General features: G+C 48.0%; 24 protein-coding genes. 21 read left to right on the top strand and 3 right to left on the bottom strand.

The genetic code is table 11. The features are described from left to right. From KNQ14_RS09500 to KNQ14_RS09485, 4 genes are all read left to right on the top strand, one after another. Window positions 1-582, top strand: coding sequence for a CDP-alcohol phosphatidyltransferase family protein (locus tag KNQ14_RS09500; protein WP_214860837.1), 582 nt, complete (start codon window positions 1-3; stop codon window positions 580-582). Beyond that, entirely contained in the window at window positions 579-1,163 is a 585-nt protein-coding gene (locus KNQ14_RS09495; RefSeq protein ID WP_023467669.1) for an NUDIX hydrolase, read from the top strand. The genes KNQ14_RS09500 and KNQ14_RS09495 overlap by 4 nt, the downstream gene beginning before the upstream one ends. A gap of 162 nt (window positions 1,164-1,325) precedes the next feature. Beyond that, window positions 1,326-1,862: a PadR family transcriptional regulator gene (locus KNQ14_RS09490; protein ID WP_023467670.1), complete on the top strand. Its 537-nt coding sequence runs from the start codon at window positions 1,326-1,328 to the stop codon at window positions 1,860-1,862. A gap of 80 nt (window positions 1,863-1,942) precedes the next feature. Continuing rightward, entirely contained in the window at window positions 1,943-2,560 is a 618-nt protein-coding gene (locus KNQ14_RS09485) for a hypothetical protein (RefSeq protein ID WP_214860836.1), read from the top strand. 63 nt (window positions 2,561-2,623) lie between these two features. Here the strand turns inward: KNQ14_RS09485 and KNQ14_RS09480 are convergent, their stop codons facing one another. Both KNQ14_RS09480 and KNQ14_RS09475 read right to left on the bottom strand, forming a co-directional pair. Next, a complete protein-coding gene (locus KNQ14_RS09480; RefSeq protein ID WP_023467672.1) occupies window positions 2,624-3,283 on the bottom strand; it encodes a type 1 glutamine amidotransferase domain-containing protein in 660 nt (219 codons plus the stop codon). Between the two features lie 67 nt (window positions 3,284-3,350). Beyond that, window positions 3,351-4,205: an aldo/keto reductase gene (locus KNQ14_RS09475; protein WP_214860834.1), complete on the bottom strand. Its 855-nt coding sequence runs from the start codon at window positions 4,203-4,205 to the stop codon at window positions 3,351-3,353. A 168-nt stretch (window positions 4,206-4,373) separates the two neighbouring features. On the opposite strand from KNQ14_RS09475, the gene KNQ14_RS09470 reads away from it, so the two are divergent. The 11 genes from KNQ14_RS09470 to KNQ14_RS09420 all read left to right on the top strand — a co-directional run bounded on the left by KNQ14_RS09470 (window position 4,374) and on the right by KNQ14_RS09420 (window position 13,456). Next, entirely contained in the window at window positions 4,374-4,904 is a 531-nt protein-coding gene (locus tag KNQ14_RS09470) for an NUDIX domain-containing protein (RefSeq protein ID WP_023467674.1), read from the top strand. Window positions 4,905-5,005: 101 nt separating this feature from the next. After that, window positions 5,006-5,488: a ferric iron uptake transcriptional regulator gene (gene fur, locus KNQ14_RS09465; RefSeq protein WP_023467675.1), complete on the top strand. Its 483-nt coding sequence runs from the start codon at window positions 5,006-5,008 to the stop codon at window positions 5,486-5,488. A gap of 124 nt (window positions 5,489-5,612) precedes the next feature. Then, window positions 5,613-6,497 carry a site-specific tyrosine recombinase XerD gene (gene xerD / locus KNQ14_RS09460; protein WP_029341179.1) on the top strand — a complete coding sequence of 295 codons (885 nt, stop codon included), beginning with the start codon at window positions 5,613-5,615 and terminating at the stop codon, window positions 6,495-6,497. 118 nt (window positions 6,498-6,615) lie between these two features. Further along, complete coding sequence (gene deoB, locus KNQ14_RS09455; protein ID WP_214860832.1) at window positions 6,616-7,788, top strand: phosphopentomutase; 1,173 nt, start codon at window positions 6,616-6,618, stop codon at window positions 7,786-7,788. Window positions 7,789-7,806: 18 nt separating this feature from the next. After that, window positions 7,807-8,619: a purine-nucleoside phosphorylase gene (locus KNQ14_RS09450; RefSeq protein ID WP_029341181.1), complete on the top strand. Its 813-nt coding sequence runs from the start codon at window positions 7,807-7,809 to the stop codon at window positions 8,617-8,619. Between the two features lie 47 nt (window positions 8,620-8,666). Beyond that, entirely contained in the window at window positions 8,667-9,968 is a 1,302-nt protein-coding gene (locus KNQ14_RS09445; protein WP_214747751.1) for a pyrimidine-nucleoside phosphorylase, read from the top strand. Between the two features lie 91 nt (window positions 9,969-10,059). Then, window positions 10,060-10,704 carry a hypothetical protein gene (locus tag KNQ14_RS09440; RefSeq protein WP_214860830.1) on the top strand — a complete coding sequence of 215 codons (645 nt, stop codon included), beginning with the start codon at window positions 10,060-10,062 and terminating at the stop codon, window positions 10,702-10,704. An 82-nt stretch (window positions 10,705-10,786) separates the two neighbouring features. Next, complete coding sequence (locus tag KNQ14_RS09435) at window positions 10,787-11,791, top strand: S66 family peptidase (protein WP_214860828.1); 1,005 nt, start codon at window positions 10,787-10,789, stop codon at window positions 11,789-11,791. Between the two features lie 103 nt (window positions 11,792-11,894). Beyond that, window positions 11,895-12,332 (top strand): peptidylprolyl isomerase, encoded by a 438-nt coding sequence (locus tag KNQ14_RS09430; protein ID WP_023467682.1) that lies wholly within the window; start codon window positions 11,895-11,897, stop codon window positions 12,330-12,332. Between the two features lie 97 nt (window positions 12,333-12,429). Continuing rightward, the gene (locus KNQ14_RS09425) at window positions 12,430-12,957 is read left to right on the top strand and encodes a type 1 glutamine amidotransferase domain-containing protein (protein ID WP_035398198.1); all 528 of its coding nucleotides are present in this window, start codon (window positions 12,430-12,432) and stop codon (window positions 12,955-12,957) included. A gap of 151 nt (window positions 12,958-13,108) precedes the next feature. Then, window positions 13,109-13,456, top strand: a complete 348-nt coding sequence (locus KNQ14_RS09420) for a GNAT family N-acetyltransferase (protein WP_023467684.1) — start codon at window positions 13,109-13,111, stop codon at window positions 13,454-13,456. Window positions 13,457-13,473: 17 nt separating this feature from the next. Here KNQ14_RS09420 and KNQ14_RS09415 read toward each other — a convergent pair whose 3' ends face one another. Next, a complete protein-coding gene (locus KNQ14_RS09415; protein WP_214860826.1) occupies window positions 13,474-13,938 on the bottom strand; it encodes a DUF309 domain-containing protein in 465 nt (154 codons plus the stop codon). Between the two features lie 92 nt (window positions 13,939-14,030). Here KNQ14_RS09415 and KNQ14_RS09410 point away from each other — a divergent pair, with 92 nt between their 5' ends. The 6 genes from KNQ14_RS09410 (at window position 14,031) to ccsB (ending at window position 19,559) form a co-directional block, all read left to right on the top strand. Then, window positions 14,031-14,786: a segregation/condensation protein A gene (locus KNQ14_RS09410; protein WP_023467686.1), complete on the top strand. Its 756-nt coding sequence runs from the start codon at window positions 14,031-14,033 to the stop codon at window positions 14,784-14,786. Further along, window positions 14,776-15,348, top strand: coding sequence for an SMC-Scp complex subunit ScpB (scpB, locus tag KNQ14_RS09405; RefSeq protein ID WP_023467687.1), 573 nt, complete (start codon window positions 14,776-14,778; stop codon window positions 15,346-15,348). The genes KNQ14_RS09410 and scpB overlap by 11 nt, the downstream gene beginning before the upstream one ends. After that, on the top strand, window positions 15,348-16,109 hold the full coding sequence (locus KNQ14_RS09400) for a pseudouridine synthase (RefSeq protein WP_214860824.1): 762 nt from the start codon (window positions 15,348-15,350) through the stop codon (window positions 16,107-16,109). Before scpB ends, KNQ14_RS09400 begins: the two co-directional genes overlap by 1 nt. 126 nt (window positions 16,110-16,235) lie before the next feature. Further along, a complete protein-coding gene (locus KNQ14_RS09395) occupies window positions 16,236-16,826 on the top strand; it encodes a redoxin domain-containing protein (protein ID WP_214860822.1) in 591 nt (196 codons plus the stop codon). 22 nt (window positions 16,827-16,848) lie between these two features. After that, window positions 16,849-18,396 (top strand): cytochrome c biogenesis protein ResB, encoded by a 1,548-nt coding sequence (gene resB / locus KNQ14_RS09390; protein WP_251138359.1) that lies wholly within the window; start codon window positions 16,849-16,851, stop codon window positions 18,394-18,396. Beyond that, entirely contained in the window at window positions 18,393-19,559 is a 1,167-nt protein-coding gene (gene ccsB, locus KNQ14_RS09385; protein ID WP_023467691.1) for a c-type cytochrome biogenesis protein CcsB, read from the top strand. The genes resB and ccsB overlap by 4 nt, the downstream gene beginning before the upstream one ends. The last annotated feature ends 167 nt before the right edge of the window (window positions 19,560-19,726 follow it).

The raw sequence follows: 19,726 nt of genomic DNA, 5'->3' as shown, positions 1-19,726 counted from the left end.
ATGTTAGATACGCGTGCGCGTAAAATCGTTCAACCCCTGTTTGATCAAGGGGCGACCTTATTTAAGAAAATTGGATTATCGGCGACACAGGTGACGATCATTTCCGGCATCATCGGTGGTGTGACGGGATTTTTCGTTTATAACGATATGATGGGAACGGCGATTGTCTTATTGTGGATCTCGGGCATGCTTGATGTCATCGATGGAACGATGGCACGAAAAGAAAAGACAACTCCGATTGGTACGATTCTTGACCTTGTGCTCGACCGGATCGTCGAGCTGTCAGTGCTGATTGGTCTTGCACTCCGATTTCCGGAAACGCAGGTCGTTATTCTGTTGCTCGTCGCATCATTCGTCATTGGGATGACGATGTTCCTCGCAATCGGAGCGGTCAGTGAAAATTACGGCTATAAGTCGTTTCAATATCAACCGGGACTCGTCGAGCGGACGGAAGGGTTTTTATTCCTAACAGCGATGATCCTGTTCCCAAGCGCCATCATTTGGATCGCAATTGTCTTTTTGATTGCTGAACTCTATACGGTCGGGGAGCGATTCCATCAAGCTTCGAAGGTGTTGCGATGAGTGAACAAGAGATGATCATGACTGTGGATCGAGCGGGCAACCTGCTCGGACCTCGTCCACGATCAGAAGTCCACGCAAACGGCTTGTGGCACGAAACGTTTCATTGTTTCGTTTACGATCCAAAGCGGGACGTCGTGCTGCTCCAGCAACGGTCTGAACAAAAGAAGGACTTTCCAGGAATGCTTGATATCACGGCAGCGGGTCACTTGCTTGCGAATGAGACAGTCGAGGATGGTGTCCGGGAACTCGAGGAAGAGATTGGTTTGACGTGTACGTTTGATCAATTGATACCGCTTGGCATCCAGGAAGAGGAGTTTCGGGATGCGTCACTATGGGACTGTGAGCGATGCCATGTCTTTCTTGCTCGAAGTGATCAAGCGATAGACGCATACGTCCTCCAGGAAACAGAAGTGAAGCGATTGATTGCTTTTTCGATCGAGCAGTTTGAGCGAATCGCTGACATGTCCATCGAGCGTATTCAGGACACGACAGGCGAGTGGTTCGATCGTCGTCAATTCGTTCCGCATCCTTCTTCTTACTGGAGACATGTACGACAAGGAATCGAGCAATTACGTAAATAGAAAGAATGGGAAAGCAATAACGCATGAAGACCTACGATCGAATGTGATTTCGCTCGTAGGTCTTTTTTTAATCGTACATTCGTTCGACGCAAGAGTAGCGAAATTAAGATATATTTGAGATAATTAAGTATATATACAAAAGAAGGAAAGAAGGTGCAGCCAGTGGCATTACGATTTGCACTACTCGGGCTGCTGACCCAAGGGGAAGCGACCGGTTACGATTTAAGCGCGACTTTTAAAAAACAGATGATCCACTTCTGGACCGCACACCATACTCAAATATACCGAGAGTTGTTGAAAATGGAAGAGGCAGAGCTCGTGACGAGTGTTCATATCGTCCAAGAAGACTTGCCGGACAAGAAAGTCTATTCGATTACCGATAAAGGGCGTACGGAGCTCGTTGAATGGTTACGGACACCAAATGAATTCAAACCGAAGATGAAGGATGAGAACTTGATGCGGGTGTCGCTCTTGCATCTGCTCCCACCAGAGGAAGCCGTTGCTTATTTGGAAGAGTCGAAGCGGCACCATCAATTTGCCGTCGAGATGATGCATAGTTGGCGTCACGACCACCTCGAGAACGGTGCAACACTAGGGGAGACCTTGACGAGTGAGTACGGCTTGCGTATGATGTTGAATTACTTGGATTGGTGTGACTGGGCAATCGCGGAAATCAAAAAGAACGAAGCAAACGTCTAACAATATTGGCTCGACTGTCATGTAGATGGCGGATTCGAGCCAGTTTTATTTTGTAATAGGATTTAGTAAGGAGAGAATCGATGTACTTTAATGACTATGAAGACTGGATTGAGGAAGAGGCGGAAGCATTATTTCGCTTACATGAAGAACCGCTGATACGAGAAGCAATCTCGTATTCGCAATTTACGGCGTATGTAGAAGAGGCACTCCTTGAACCATTATTGCTGAAATTACGTTGGCTCGGAGAAGCAGAAGAAGAGGAGATTCTAGAACGAGCGGATTCAATCGTTTGGGAGAATGCCTCAGGTCATTCGGAAGCTTCCCTTCGGCGAGATGTGTTACGACGGGTCGTCAAGCGAGATTTTACTGCGCATATCCTCGCGTACCTCACACCAATTCTTGAAGCGAGACAAGCCACTTATGAGGCGGAATTGAAGCAGCTTCAATTGGCGCATGCTGAACAAATAGATGAGGTCAAACAATACGAGCAACAGATTGAACTCGGACCGCCACCTAAAAAAGTCAAAAAATGGTGGTACCTCAAAGAAAAAGAAGTAGCACGTTCCTATACGGAGGAAGAACGATCTGCATTGCAAGCCCAACAGCAACAACTCGAGGACGAGTTAAAGCGACTCGAACAAAAAACACGTGAGACAGAAGCTGACCTCGAACGATTGGATTCAATTCACCGTCTATAACGTATGAAAAAATGGAGCATGCGACATGATGTCGCGTGCTCCATTTTGTATGAATACTATCTATTACGCTTGTGTCGCCAGTTTTGCGAGGACTAGTTTTGCGACTGCTTCACTTGAAGCCGGGTTTTGTCCTGTGACGACGTTGCCGTCGATGACTGCGAATTCCTTACCAGCATCCGATGTGAGGAAAGTAGCGCCTTCACCACGAAGTGTCGTCTCAAGCAAGAATGGTACTTTATCTTCGAGACCTGTCGATTTTTCTTCTTCGTCTGTGAAGCCGTTGATTTGACGACCTGATACGAAAGGTTTGCCATCGATCATGACGTGTGCAAAGGCCGCTGGACCGTGACAGACAGATGCGACGACGCCATCTTTTTTGATGACAGCTTCAATGGCACCTGCCACTTGTGGGTTATTCGGGAAGTCGACGACCGCACCGTGACCACCTGGGAAGTAAACAGCATCAAATGATGCTGGATCGACTTCTGAGAGTGCTTTCGTGTCGTGCAACGCACGGCGTGCATCTTGGAATTTCGGCAAGATTTCTTTGACGATCGATGCTTTATCGATCGGGACGTCGCCACCTTTGATCGAAGTGACCGTCACGTCATGTCCTGCATCCTTAAACAGGTTGTATGGTGCTGCGAACTCTTCGAACCATAATCCTGTTTTGTGACCATTCATGTCATCTGCACTTGTTGATACGATTAAAATACGAGCCATAATAAAACTCCTCCTCTGTATGAACGTTACAAAGAAGGAGTTTCCCGGAGATATGAAGAGTTAAACCTCACCGGTGTTCCGTATAGTGATGAACCGGCAGTGTAGCAAGTGCCTGATCGATTTGAGCTTGCGAGATCGGCTCTTTCATCGCTTGGACGTTTGCCTGAAGCTGTGACACGCTTGACGCGCCAGGAAGGACGATATCGACCTGTTGATCGATGGCTTGCAACGCAAGCGCCGGAAGCGGGAAATCTTGAAGTTTTTGTAGACTCGCCTCAAGCGTTTCCTTATCGAATTGTTCGAACCGATCAACCGACTGCAGGCGTGAAGCACTCTCATGTGTCAAGAGTCCTTTTGCCAGTGGACCACGGGCAACGACTTGGATGTTTTTCTCTTTTAAGCGTGGCAACAACTCTTCGATGCGGCGATCGAGCAACGAATAAGGCGTCATCAAGTAAGAGAAATTACTATGCTCGAGCCAATATTCGATGACATTCGGGCGCAGTGACGACAGACCATATTCCTTGATCTTCCCCTCTGCTTTTAAATCTTCCATTGCGCGGATCGACGCATCGATGTCATCATCGATCGTGCCACCGTGGACGTAATACAGGTCGAGATAAGGTGTTTCAAGACGATTCAAACTTTCAAGACAAGCTTGCTTCAGATAGTCATAACTCGGATCCCATGTCCAACCGGTTCCGGTCGCGTTCATCCGATTCCCACCTTTTGAGGCGAGGAACAATCGACTGCGATCCTCTTGTGAGAAGGTTTGACCGATGATGGATTCGACCGCTCCGTTCGCATAGACGTCCGCTGTATCGAAGTGCGTGATTCCGGCATCAAGTGCCGTCCGCAGGATTGCTGTTGCTTCCTCCTGACCACGCTTTAAGATCGTCATCGTACCTAATCCTAATGACATGTTCAATTCCCTCTTTTCTTAGATGAACTATAAGTTTGGAACTTCTGCTTTCTAGTGTATCATATCTGATGAAAAAGACGATTTCGAAGTCTTGCGGCAATACGTCGGAAACGGCATACTAATCATGACAGAGAACGTAAACTAAGATAGAAGAGGGGAACACATCCGATGGAAGAAAAAACGATTGAACGTGAAGTGATCTATGAAGGAAAAGTCTTTGATGTCGAGAAACATGTCGTCACGTTACCGAACGGCAATACCTCGGTCCGTGAATTGGTCTATCATAATGGTGCCGTCGCAATCATTGCTTTTGATGAACAAGGTGATTTGATCGTCGTGGAACAGTACCGGAAGGCGTTCGAGAGTCTATCGATCGAGATTCCAGCAGGAAAACTCGAGAAGGGTGAAGATCCACTCGATTGTGCCGGACGCGAATTAAAGGAAGAAACAGGATACGTCGCGAAAGAGTTACGACATGTCTTTGATTTCTACGGTGCGCCTGGTTTCTGCAGTGAGCGTGTACATATCTATGAAGCGATTGGTCTGACTGCCGGTGATCGTCAACTCGATGAGGATGAGTTCCTTGAGAATAAGACATTGAAGCTCGAAGAAGCACTCGAACTCGTTGCAAACGGAACGATCGTCGACGCGAAAACGATCATGGCGATCCAGCATTGGCAAATTCGTACTTTAAAATGATTCTCATTTAAATGATTTTCAGTTGATAATCATTTTAATTTGAAAAAAGACTGATTATCAGCTATGATAATAGCATCAGTTCGAACAAAGGGGGCGTTATGATGGAAAGTCGTGTAGAACGCATCAAAAAACAGCTAAGCGGTAAAGGATATAAGCTGACTCCCCAACGTGAAGCGACTGTGCGTGTCCTGCTCGAACACGAGTCGGATCACCTCAGTGCCGAAAATGTCTTTCTCCTTGTAAAAGAAAAGAACTCCGACATCGGACTTGCGACGGTTTACCGGACGCTCGAATTATTGACGGAGCTTGAAGTCGTCGATAAAGTCAACTTCGGAGATGGCGTATCCCGGTTTGATTTACGACAAGAAGGTGCGAGTCATTCGCATCACCATCTCGTCTGTATCGAATGCGGATCCGTCGAAGAGATTTTAGACGACATGCTAGAAGAAGTAGAGAAAGAAATCGTGTCCCGATTCCACTTTAAAATCAAGGATCACCGCCTGACATTCCATGGCGTCTGCCGTGTCTGCCAAGAGCGTCATGCTCGGGAAGCGTTGGAACAATCGCAAACACAAACAGTCTGACCGTCCGACGAAATTTCGGATGGTTTTTCTTTTTCAATTTTATAGGTCAGACCTCTTCACAACGGTTTACACCTTTGATATGATGGGAAAGTAAGCGATTTCGTAAACGAAGAGGATGAGTTCAGTGCGTGAACAACTGGAAGCATTTATCAATTATTTAGTGATTGAACGGCAAATGTCCGCGAATACGGCAGCTGCGTATCGAAATGATTTAAATCAATACTTACAGACGCTTGAAACAGCGGAAGTTTCCTCGTTCGAACAGGTTCACCGACATCATATCGTCGACCATATTGAACGATTGCTTGAAGCACGAAAGTCACGATCGACGGTTCGCCGGGCGACGAGCTCGATCCGTTCGTTCCATCAATATTTGGTCGAAGAGAGACTTGCAACACATGATCCGTCTCGTCATCTTGATTTACCGAAACCGGAGAAAAAGTTGCCCGTCGTCTGGAGTCAAACGGACGTCGAACGCTTGCTTGATTCGGTCGTCGGTGTCGATCCGCTTACACGACGAGATGCAGCAATGCTTGAGCTTCTCTATGGAACAGGCATGCGCGTCAGCGAACTGCTCCAACTGAAGTTGAACGATTTGCAACTCGAACTCGGGTATCTGTCGTGTCTTGGGAAAGGGAACAAATCCCGGATCATCCCGATGAGTACGACATCGATTGAGAGCGTCAGGACATATCTTGACCTCGCGCGCAACAGTCTCGGTGGTCAACAGACGGACGACGTCTTCTTAAACAGTCGCGGTGATCGTTTATCACGGCAAGGGTTTTGGAAGATGATCAAGCGACGGGCAAAGGAAGCGGGTATCGAAAAAGAGATCACGCCGCACGTCCTGCGTCATTCGTTCGCGACCCATCTACTTGAAAATGGTGCCGATTTACGCGTCGTACAAGAGATGCTAGGACACGCTGATTTGTCGACGACACAAATGTATACACACGTTAACAAAGCACGACTTCACGACGTGTATAAGAAACATCATCCACGGGCATGATGGTTCTATCTTTTAAAGGTCTGACTTCAGACAAATGATGCGTTTTGTCTAGTCCCTTTCCGGGAAAAATCGTAACGGGAATCGCACAACTACAGCTCGTATATAGGAGGAACAGCAAATGGCTCAATCATTTAAACGTGTATTTTTGATCGTCATGGACTCCGTAGGAATCGGAGAAGCACCGGACGCTGAACAGTTCGGAGATCTTGGTTCGCATACGCTCGGTCACATCGCGCGTGAACGCAACGGACTCAACATGCCGAACATGGCAAAACTCGGTCTCTCGCATATCGAACCGATCGAAGGTATCTCAGCTGAAGAAGTACCGCTTGCGGCATACGGAAAAATGCAGGAAGTATCTGCAGGGAAAGATACGATGACAGGGCATTGGGAGATCATGGGACTCCGGATCGATACACCATTCCGTGTCTTCGAAAAATTCCCGGATGATTTGATTCATCGCCTAGAAGAGTTCTCAGGTCGGAAGATCATTGGGAACAAACCGGCTTCTGGTACGGAAATTCTCGACGAACTCGGACAAGAACATGTCGAGACAGGCGCCTTGATCGTCTATACGTCGGCAGACTCTGTCCTTCAAATCGCAGCACACGAAGAAGTCGTGCCATTAGAAGAATTGTACCGGATTTGTGAATACGCACGTGATATCACACGGGATGACCCGTACATGCTTGGTCGTATCATCGCGCGTCCATTCCTTGGTGAAGCAGGAGCGTGGGTCCGGACAGCGAACCGTCACGACTATGCACTTAAACCATTCGACCGGACGGTCATGAACGAACTCGAGACGGCAGGACTCGATGTCATCTCGCTCGGTAAGATTGCTGATATCTACGATGGAGAAGGCGTCACGGATGCAATCCGGACGAAGTCGAACATGGACGGGATGGATCAGCTCGTGAAACAACTTGATCGTGATTTCAACGGACTTTGCTTCTTAAACCTTGTCGATTTCGATGCGTTGTTCGGACACCGTCGTGATCCGCAAGGTTACGGACAAGCACTCGAAGAGTTCGATGCGCGTCTTCCGGAAGTGTTTGCTCGCTTAAACGAAGACGATCTCTTGATCATCACGGCTGACCACGGAAACGATCCGGTTCACGCAGGAACGGATCATACACGGGAATACGTACCATTGCTTGCCTACCATAAAAATGGTGTTGCAAAACCGCTCGGTATCCGTGAAACGTTCGCTGATCTTGGAGCGACGGTCGCAGAAAACTTCGCCGTCAAGATGCCGGCACATGGAACAAGCTTTTTAACAGAACTATAATTCGAGGGAGCGATTCAGATGACAGTCAACTGGAATGAAACACGTTCGTTTTTAGAAAGCAAGATGCAGGCAAAACCGGAGATCGGATTGATTCTCGGTTCAGGACTGGGTGTCCTCGCGGATGAGATCGAAAACCCGATCGCGATTCCATATCATGAAATCCCGAACTTCCCAGTATCAACGGTCGAAGGACACGCGGGACAACTCGTCTTCGGTACTCTTGAAGGGAAACAAGTCGTTGCGATGCAAGGGCGATTCCACTTCTACGAAGGATATTCGATGGACATGGTCACATTCCCAGTCCGTGTCATGAAAGCGATCGGCGTCGAGACATTGATCGTCACGAACGCAGCGGGTGCTTGTAACGAAGCGTTCGAACCAGGTGATTTGATGTTGATCACAGATCACATCAACTTCTTCGGTACGAACCCATTGATCGGGAAGAACGTCGATGAGATGGGACCACGTTTCCCGGATATGTCGAAGCCGTATGATGCGGAATTACTTCGTCTTGCGCAGGAAACAGCAGATGAACTCGGAATTCGTGTCCGTCAAGGTGTCTACTTCGGAAACACTGGTCCAACGTATGAGACGCCAGCAGAAGTCAAGATGGCACGGATGCTCGGTGGCGACGTCGTCGGTATGTCGACGGTTCCTGAAGTCATCGTTGCCCGTCATTCCGATATGCGAGTCCTTGGGATCTCATGTGTCTCGAACATGGCAGCAGGTATTCTCGACCAACCGTTACATCATGATGAAGTCATCGAAACGACAGAACGTGTCCGGGCACACTTCCTATCACTCGTTCGCGGTTCGATCAAAAAAATGTAACGACTGTTTATAAAACTCACAAACCACTCCTGAGGAGGAACTAGATTATGCGTATGGTAGATTTGATTGCAACAAAACGAGACGGTGGCGAACTCGCAACAGCTGATATTCAAGCAATGGTAGAAGGATTCACGAATGGTGAGATTCCAGATTACCAAATGTCAGCGATGTCGATGGCGATTTTCTATCAAGGAATGTCAGATCGCGAAATCGCTGATTTGACGATGGCGATGGTCAACTCGGGCGACGTGATCGACCTTTCACGTATCCACGGGAAAAAAGTCGACAAACACTCAACTGGCGGTGTCGGTGACAAGATCAGTCTGATCGTCGCACCACTCGTTGCGTCAATCGGCATTCCGGTTGCGAAGATGAGCGGTCGTGGACTCGGTCATACAGGTGGAACCATCGACAAACTCGAAGCATTCCCTGGTTTTGACGTCGAGCTTTCAGAAGAAGCGTTCGTCTCACAAGTCAACGACATCAAGATGGCAATCATCGGTCAAACGGGTAACCTAACGCCTGCAGACAAAAAACTCTACGCCCTTCGTGACGTCACGGCGACGGTCAACTCGATCCCATTGATCGCAAGTTCAATCATGTCGAAGAAGATTGCAGCAGGAGCAGACAGCATCGTACTCGACGTCAAGACGGGTTCTGGTGCCTTCATGAAATCGTTTGAAGATGCAAAAGCACTCGCGACAGAGATGGTTTCAATCGGTAAGAGTGTCAACCGTAAGACGGTTGCTGTCATTACAGACATGGATCAGCCGCTCGGCTTTGAAATCGGAAACGCAAACGAAGTCAAGGAAGCGATCGAAGTCCTTCAAGGGAAAGATGTTCGTGACTTGAAAGTCATCGCCTTGACGATTGCATCACACATGGCAGTCCTCGGTGATTTCTACCCGACGTTTGACGAAGCATATGCGGATCTCGAAACACGTCTCGGTAACGGAGCAGCACTTGACGTCTTTAAAAAGTTCATCGCAGCTCAAGGTGGCGACGCGTCTCTCGTTGACGACATGACAAAAGCACTTGAAACGAAATACGAAAAAACATTCGTCGCTTCAAAAGCAGGTTATGTCTCTGAAATCATCGCTGACGAAGTCGGTGTTGCAGCAATGATCCTCGGTGCAGGACGCGCGACGAAAACAGATGAGATTGATCACGCAGCAAGCGTCACGTTGCACAAGAAAGTCGGCGACCGTGTCGAAGTCGGCGATGTCATCGCAACACTTCGTTCAAACAAAGAAACACTCGATCAAGCAATCGAAAAAATGGATCACGCGTACCATATCAGTGAAACGAAACCGGCAGAACGCCCGCTCGTTCACGCTGTTATCCAGTAAGCAATCCAATCAGCAATACTTAAGTAGTGGACTTCGTCCGCTACTTTTTTTATGGTAAAATTGTAAGTGTAAAAATATGGGAGGGGAGTATATGAAACGTTGGATAATCGGGATTGCCAGTCTAATTGGAGTCATCGGAGGTAGTGCCTTATTGATGACTTTCGCTTTTACACAGGACATGAACTCGGATGGAACGAAAGAGACTGAAGTACAGCGGAAAGCAAAAACTTACTTAGAACAGCATCTTCCGGAAGCGAAGGTGACCGGTAGTCTTTACGACAACATGGGCAATTTTCCATTTGAATATGCCGCACGCGCGATAGACGAAAAAACGAATACTGAGTTTTTCGTCTATCAACAAGAGGAGTCGGGGAGGTTCGTTGACTCGTATCATGCGTCACTTTGGGAAGATCGGTTAGAGCGACGGATCCCGTCGCCGACTCTCGAACAACTGAACAATCAATTGAGCGTGACCGTACTTTATGACAACGATAAAATACAGCATCTAGGTGACGTGCGTTTTTATTCAAAGGCTTATTTACGGAAGGAAGTCGCTCCGACGCTCTTAGTGGACGTTCCACGCAAGCGACACGAACAAGATAAAGCGCAGGTCACAGCGTGGGCAAAGTCGTTGCGCGAACAAAAGATTCTTCAACATATGACAGTCAAGGTCGATTATGTCTCGGAAAAAGGAGAATTGCTTGAGAACGGAGATTCGCTCTTCGTGAAGCTGTAAAATGGAGGGGAAAAATGAAAGTACGCGGTCCCCTTTCGATTTGTTATACTGGAAATACTTGTAATGAAAAGGGGGAACTCTCATGAAACCACCACGCTTACAAAAAGGGGATAAGATTGCCATCGTCTCGCCGGCGTCTGCTGTCGCAGCATACGTACCGCGTCGTCTCGCCCGCGGTATCGCAACACTTGAAAAAATGGGCTTTGAGGTCGTCTTGATGCCGAACGCAACAGCTGTCCATAGTCATACGGCAGGAACGATCGGGGAACGGCTACAAGATTTACATATGGCGTTCGCTGATCCGTCGATCAAGGCGATCATCTCGACGATCGGTGGGTTTAACTCGCACCAGCTACTCGACGAACTCGATTATGAATTAATCCGGAACAATCCGAAGATCTTCGTAGGTTACAGCGATATCACGGCACTGTTTGCTGGGATCTATCAGCAGACAGGATTGACGACGTTCGTCGGACCCGCACTGCTGACGCAGTTTGGTCAATTCGATGGTCTTGATCCGTATACAGAAGAATCGTTCAAACGTACGTTCATGCAGACGGAGCCGATTGGTCGGATCGAAGCGTCTGAGGAGTGGACAGATGAGGTTTTACGCTGGGATGTCGCGGACGACCGAAGACGAGAACATCAAGTGAACGCAGGGTACAAGATCGTTAAGACCGGTGCCGCAGAAGGTCCGATTCTGACGGGGAACACGGGAACACTTTTACTGCTTGCCGGAACACCTTACTTGCCATCGTTTGACGGTGTCGTCTTGATGCTTGAGGATGACGAGAGTGAGACACCAGAAACGATCGACCGGTATTTCACGCAATTGCGACACATGGGTGCGTATGACAAGATTGCGGCACTCGTCGTCGGACGCTTCCCGCGAAAAGTCGATTTTGACCCGGACTTCCCGCTCAAGGACATCATTCTGCGCGCGACGCGAGGCTATGATTTCCCGATCATTCTCGATGCGGACTTCGGGCATACGGATCCCGTCACGACACTTGCGAATGGAATTCGGATTCGTGTCGAAGCAACAGATTCGGTGACACTCGATATTTTAGAGGCAGCCGTCGAGTAAAAAGGTCTGCACGACGTCCTGAAATTTGGTACACTGTACCATGGAATCACGATCTTGAATCGTGACGAATCTCTTGCTGAAAAGCACGAAAGGTTGGTCAAACATGCAAAAAACTGGTCATATCTTATTAGAAGATGGAAATAAAATCGAATTCGAATTGTTCAACGATGAAGCACCGATCACGACTGAAAACTTCGAAAACCTTGCAAACTCGAACTTTTACGATGGATTGAACTTCCACCGTGTCATCCCAGGCTTCGTCTCACAAGGCGGATGCCCAATCGGAAACGGTACAGGCGGTTCAGGAAAAACGATTCCTTGTGAAACGTCAACATCATACCCACACAAACACAAAGCGGGTTCACTTTCGATGGCACACGCTGGTCGTAACACAGGATCGAGCCAGTTCTTCATCGTACACGAGCCACAACCGCACCTCGACGGCGTACACACGGTCTTCGGACAAGTGACTTCAGGTCTCGAACATGCACAAAAAATGAAGCAAGGCGCTGGCATCAAAGAAATCCGCGTCGAAGCGTAAGTTCTTGCTCCTCTTCGAACGTTCGAAGAGGAGTTTTTCTTTTTTTAGAACCGGGTACAATCAGTAAGGGAACTCAACTCGAAAAGGAGTGTTTGTCATGCGTTTAGAAGGAAAACGAATCATCCAAGTCGTCAGCAATGACTTCGAGGATTTAGAATTATGGTATCCAGTCCATCGCTTACGTGAAGAAGGCGCAATCGTCGACATCGTCGGTGAGAAAGCGGATGAAACATATATCGGGAAGTACGGTGTCCCAATCAAATCGAATAAGACGTTCGATGAGATCAATCCAGCAGAATACGATGCGATTCTTGTTCCAGGTGGTTGGTCGCCCGATCTGTTACGCCGCTTTGACTCTGTTCTGAACATGGTGCGTCATTTTGACCAGAACAAACAACCGATTGGTCAAATCTGCCACGCTGGTTGGGTGCTGATCTCTGCCGGCATCTTAAAAGGTGTCAACGTCACGAGTACGCCAGGGATTAAGGATGACATGACGAATGCGGGTGCGATTTGGCATGATGAAGCCGTCGTCGTCGACGGACATATAGTCTCGAGTCGTCGTCCGCCCGATCTACCGGACTACATGCGTGCCTTCATCCAAGTGATGGAAGAACAAGCGTGATTCAGATGCAGGGGACGTCACGAGACGGACTCCTGCATTTTCATGGATTATGAAAAAAATGCAGTAATTCTGTGTGAGAAGGTGTAGAATGAATGAGTCTCAGTCGTTCATGCTCCTGAGAGTTGTTGAAATTAGGAAGGTGTAGAATCACATGCTAGTAAAATATAAGAAGTTGAATGAACGGACCGCGATGGGGCTGATCGCCTTTTCGTGCGAAGTGAAGGATCCGAAGTATTTGCTTGAAACGGTTCAAGCCTATGAACAGGAAGAAGACCAACGCTTGTATTTGTACAAACAAGATGAGGATTTCGTCGGTGTCATCGGGTTTCAATTAATGGATGGCCATGCTGAATTGAAACATATCGCATTATCACCATCGTTCCGTGGAGAACGGATGTCGTATCTCCTACTCGATGAAGCAGCCAAGCTTCTTCGAACGGATATTACGGGTGCGACCGAAGAGACGCAACGCCTCGTCGACAAATGGAAAAATCAATAAAAAGACCGGTCCATGGCTCAGATGGACCGGTCTCTTCGGTTTTGTAGCGCTTCTTGTCGTGCCGTGACGACATCCGTACGATCACGTAAACGGTGTTTATGCGTCACATAGTCGAGATCAGGTGCTGTCGCTTCAAGTGCGACGGCTCGGATGACGTCCGAGAAGACAGGCAACGGGATGTGTCGATAGACCTTATCCGTAAAATGGTCGCGATGATCGAGCAAATATGAGACGTCGATCCCAGACGCAATCAGTGTTGCCCGGTGACGTTCGATTTTATCGAATGCTTTCAAATATGTCCGCTGTGCCCCAGTCGCATTTCCGCGGCGGTGATGATAGCGGGCGACGGCCAGTTGAATCAGACCGACAAGCGCCTCGTCCTGGCGTTGTCCTTCTTGCCAGACTTCCTCTAAGATTTCATGGCACTCGAAGTAATCGTGCCGGATGTTGAATTCAAATACGAATCGTTCAATCGGATTCATGGAATCACCTCTTCCTTGGAATATAACATAGTCGAACCCACCAGTTGTATGGTATACTAAGGCGCAAAAAACGTTGATGGGCAGGGAGAATCATGGAATCATACAGTGTAAAGATGGATGCGTTTGAAGGCCCGCTGGACTTGCTGTTACACTTGGTTGGTAAATTAGAAATCGATATTTATGATATATCCGTTTCCATGGTGACGGATCAATATGTGTCCTATATCCGTGCGATGCAGCATCTTGAACTAGATGTTGCTAGTGAATATCTTGTCATGGCAGCGACGCTGTTGCAACTGAAAAGCAAACAACTCTTGCCGATCGAACAGACGGAATACGATGAGATTCCTGATTTCGAGGAAGAACCGACACGAGAAGGTCTGATTCAACAGTTGATCGAGTATAAAGCGTATAAGGAAGCAGCACTCGTCCTGAAAGAAAAGGAAGAGGCACGCCTTGAGCTATTTTCGAAACAACCAGAGGATTTGATGCGTTATCTCGACACGGATGCACAAGAGTATAATGGTACGTTATCACTGAGTGATTTATTACGTGCCTATGAAAAAATGCGCCAACGGGAAGCTTGGAAGGTACGTCGCTCGAAGACGGTCAAACGGGAAGAACGGTCACTCGAACAACAGATGGAGTCCGTTGCCCGGTACGTCGCGACCCGGGAGCGTACGACATTTTTCGGCTTTTTTGCGGAGCAACCGACAGTCGAAGAACTAGTCGTCAGCTTCCTCGCTGTTCTAGAGCTCGTGAAGCAACGGGTCATTGATTGTGAACAGATGACCGATGATATCCTATTGCGGAGCATGGTGAAGGAGGAGAGTCAGATTGGCGTATGAACAAATCATTGAGAGCCTGTTATTCGTCGTCGGAGACGATGGGATCGATCCACGTGGTCTCAGTCAAGCGCTAGAGATCAGTGAAGCGGCAGCACGCGAACAGTTGCTGGCTCTTCAAACGACATTCGAAGCAGAGCAGCGTGTGTTGCAAATCGTGGAGTCAGGTGGCGTCTTTAAGATGGTGACACGAAAAGAGATGTCGCCATATATTCAGGCATATGCCGGTTCGCTCGCAGAAGATTCCTTGTCTCGAGCAGCGATGGAGACACTCGTCATCATCGCATACAAGCAACCCGTCACACGTGCTGACATCGAAGTCGTCCGTGGTGTGAAGACGGAGCGTGTCATCCATACGTTAAGTGCAAAAGGTTTGATTGAAGAGGCGGGACGCGCCAAAGGCGTCGGTCGCGCAAAATTGTATAAAACGACGGATCATTTCCTGGACCATTTTGGTCTGAACAGTATTGAAGAGTTGCCGCCACTCGAGTTCGAAGAAACGTTCGAATCGGATGGAGATCTCTTCTTCCGGAATGATCCTTCATTAGAGGAGAGAGTGAATTAATGGAACGGTTACAAAAAATCATCGCACAAGCAGGTGTCGCTTCGCGGCGTAAAGCAGAGGAATTGATCACAGCAGGTCGCGTCAAGGTCAACGGAAAAGTCATCACGGAGCTTGGAAGGAAAGTCGGAGCACGTGCGGAAGTCGAAGTAGACGGTGTGAAGCTCGAGCGGGAAGAGCACGTCTACTACATGCTCTATAAACCAACAGGTGTCGTCTCGACGGTTGAAGACGATAAAGGACGTAAGACGGTCGTCGATCTCGTACCACCGGGACACCGTGTCTTCCCAGTCGGTCGACTCGACTATAATACGAGTGGTCTTCTTTTAATGACGAATGACGGTGAATTCTCGAACCTCTTGCTTCACCCGAAATATAAGGTGCCGAAGCGTTACATCGTCAAAATCAAAGGTGTACCAGAATACTTCCACGTCAAAGGTCTTGAAAAAGGCGTCGTCTTACCGGATGGTTTCAAGACAGGGAAAGCACGTGTCGAGATGCGCGATATTGATAAGAAGAAAAACACGGCGATTCTTGAAATGGTCATCTACGAGGGACATAACCGCCAAGTCCGTCAAATGGTCGAGACACTCGGTTCGGAAGTCTTGAAGTTGAAACGTGAACAGTTCGGTTTCTTGACACTGGCAGGTCTTACTTCTGGCGAGTGGCGTGAACTTTCAAAAAAAGAAGTCAATCAATTGCGTGAGCTAGCGGATCCAGCCGCTCCACCTACGAAAAGACGTAAGAACACAAAAAAACGTTAATTTGTAAAGCGAGAAGCTCATCCTCCGGGTTGAGTTTTCTTTTTTTGTGACAAAACGATTAACGAATTTCACATTTTGTCAACGGTAAAGCGATTTCAAGTACAATATGGGTGGAGGCGGTAAAATATGAAAAAAACGAAACAAAATCCGGAAGAACGCTTAGCAGCGGCCCAGCAAAAAAAGAAGAAACGCTCCTTCTGGCGTCTGATGATCATGACGATTGTCTTGTTCGCCGGAGCAGTCGTCATCATGCAATTCGTCGATCAAGCGACACGTGATAAAAACGGTCGTGTCATGGCAGGCGATGATGCCCCTGGTTTCTCACTCGTCGATCTATATGGTGAGAAACAGCACTCGATGGACGAATACAAAGGAAAAGGACTTTTACTCAATTTCTGGGGAACATTCTGTGAACCATGTAAGAAAGAGATGCCATTGATCAATGACAACTATCAGATGATGCAAGACCAAGGCGTCAATTTCGTAGCGGTCAATGTCGGTGAAACACCAGTTCGTGTCTCAAGCTTCATCAAAGATATTGGCGGAACGGACTATCCGATTCTCATGGATACGAACAGTTCGGTCGAGAAGGCTTACGGGATCTACAACTTACCTGTGACGTTCATCATCAATAAAAAAGGTGAAGTCGTCGAGAAATATGAAGGTGAGATTGATCAAGCGAAGCTCGAAGAGATGGTGAAGAAGGCGAACGAGTAACGCATCGAAGGGGGATTTAAGGATGCAGGAGCAAGAAGATTTCAAACAACTGGACATGCGTTACGAAGAAGCGGAGCTTCGATCGAAACGTAAGAATCCATCTTGGATCGACCGGGCATGGACGTTCTTCTCGTCCGTCAAGGTCGGGTTATGGTTGATTGCCTTGATCATCATCGCGAGCGGGGTCGGAACGATCTTCCCGCAAGAGATGTATATTCCACAGGCAACACCACCGGAAGAGTTTTACCAAAAAGAATACGGTACGGCAGGGGATATCTACTATACGTTAGGATTCCACAACCTGTTTGAGTCATGGTGGTATATCGGATTGATCACGCTTTTATTACTCTCGATCATCATCGTGTCGATTGACCGCTTCTTCCCGCTCTACCGAGCATTGAAGAAACAACCGGTCATTCAGTCGGACCGTTTCATGAATGGTCAGCGATTTGGCGCTGAAGCGACTGGAGACGTCAAAAAAATCGATGCGATCGCACCGTTACTTGAGAAAAAGGGCTATAAAATCCGTCGACAAGACGGGGCGCTCTTAGCGGAAAAACAACGGTTTGGACGATGGGGTCCTTACATCAACCATATTGGTCTTGTACTATTCTTCGGAGGAGCGATGCTTCGAGTCGTACCAGGGATGCACGAAGATGAATTGCTTTGGCTCCGCGAAGGAGAGACGTTGCCGATCGAGGCGACGGACAATCAGTACTACTTGAAAAATGAAGCGTTCAACATCGAGTTCTATGATCCTGAGAAGGTCGATGAGAAGTTCAAGAAATCACTTGAAGCAGCAGGCGGAAACGTACCGAAGAACTATGATACGAAGATGACGCTGTACAAGAAAGTCGGCGAAACATCCGATTTCAAACCGAAGCTTGAAGAAATCAAATCAGGTGAGACGGCAGTCAACCGCCCATTCGAATTCGATGATTATCAAGTCTTCCAGGAACAATACGCGGCAGATCCGGAATTCAAGACGATGTCGTTTAATATCGTCAACCAGAAGACGGACAAAGTCGTCGATACGATCAAAGTCGACTTGCGTGATCCGAAAGAAACATATGCTTTAAAAGATGGATATGAAGTCGAACTGAAGGACTTCCTTCCGGACTTCGTCGTTAAAGATGGTCAGCCAACGACGAACTCGGGACGTCCAGTCAATCCAGCCTTCGTCTTTAGTATCAAGTCACCGGAACATCCGAAAGGTGAACGGAGTTTGATTGGGATCAAATTGAACGTCGGTGGAGATGAGAACCAGTACAAAATGGCATTCGCGGGTACGGAACTCTCGAACATCTCGGGTGTCCGGATTAAAAAAGATCTGACGCTACCGTTCCTGTTTGCAGGTGGTATCATCTTCATGGCAGGTCTATTGATCGGAATGTACTGGCCACACCGTCGTCTCTGGCTCAAAGAGAAGAACGGTCGGATCCAGATTGCTGGATTTACGAACAAAAATGCATTGGGGCTTCAAAAAGAAGCTAATCTCGCGTTGACGGAAGTCGGTCTACCAGAACTTGAGGATCGACAAAAGTTGCGGGAAGAGGGGGAAGCTAAATGAATTTGCTTCAGTTGAGCAGTAACCTGCTCCTTACATCATTCATCGTCTACCTCGTCAGTACAGGATTCTTCGCTGTAGCGACGAGTGGTAAAAAAGGACCGACGCGTTCTGGTAAAATCGCCTTTACGCTCGCGATCATCGGTTTCCTCGCGCAGCTCGGTTATTTCTTCACGCGCTGGGCTGGAGCTGGGCACGTTCCAGTTTCGAACTTATATGAATACACGACATTCTTCGGCATGATGATGGTACTTGGTTTCTTGATCGTTTATGCCATCTACAAAAACAACGTCCTTGGCTTGATTGCGATGCCAGTTGCATTGCTCGTCATCGCCTATGCGTCGATGTTCCCGGATGAAGTCCAACCGTTGATCCCAGCACTACAAAGTGTTTGGCTCAAAATCCACGTCACGACGGCAGCGCTCGGCGAAGGGATTCTGGCCGTCAGCTTCGCGACGGGATTACTGTATCTGATTCACGCGACGGATTTCAGTAAGGAATCGAAAACACGGACGTGGCTCGAAGTCGTCATGTTCTCACTCGCATGTGTTGTCGGTTACATCTTAGTTGGGCTGTTGTTCAAAGCAACAGGTTCTGCATCGACGATCGAATACGTTGCGAAAAACGGTGCAACGATGACACATGACTACGCGATGCCAGTCTTGACCGGTCCTGAAGGCGGAAAAGTCTTATCGGGTTCAGGTGCCGTCATCGAATTACCGAACTTCTTGAACGCGAACAAAGTCAATACGGTCTTATGGTCGATCATTGGTGGCGTCGTCTTATACGTCTTGCTTCGCTTCGTCATTCTTCGCAAGCGTCTTGCTGAGAGCTTGAAGCCGATTGCACGTAAGATTGATCTTGAGACAGCAGATGAGATCAGCTATCGTTCTGTTGCGATTGGTCTTCCAATCTTCATCCTGGGCGGTCTGATCTTCGCGATGATCTGGGCGCAAATGGCTTGGAGCCGTTACTGGGGCTGGGACCCGAAAGAGGTATGGGCACTCATTACGATGCTCTTCTACGTCTTTTATCTCCATATGCGCATCCAGCGTGGTTGGATTGGTAAAAAATCAGCTTGGTTATGTGTCGGCGGATTTGCCGTCATCATGTTCAACCTTGTCTTCGTTAACCTTGTCGTAGCAGGATTACACTCATACGCGTAAGAAAAAGCAAGCAGCGGACCCGGAAACGGTCCGCTGCTTTTTCGTGTGCGTCTGACCGAAATGTGCCTTTTCGGAGAAATCAGCCGGAGCAAGCCATTCTTTTCGTTTCATAGTATACTAAAAGAGTAGTAGGATAGAGGAGTAGAGTTTAGTTCATAGGAGGAGAC

This window comes from Exiguobacterium sp. s161, assembly GCF_018619045.1.
Classification (GTDB): Bacteria; Bacillota; Bacilli; order Exiguobacteriales; family Exiguobacteriaceae; genus Exiguobacterium_A; species Exiguobacterium_A indicum.
The sequence above is the reverse complement of the archived record's forward strand: the minus strand, read 5'-3'. Positions and strand labels throughout refer to the sequence as shown.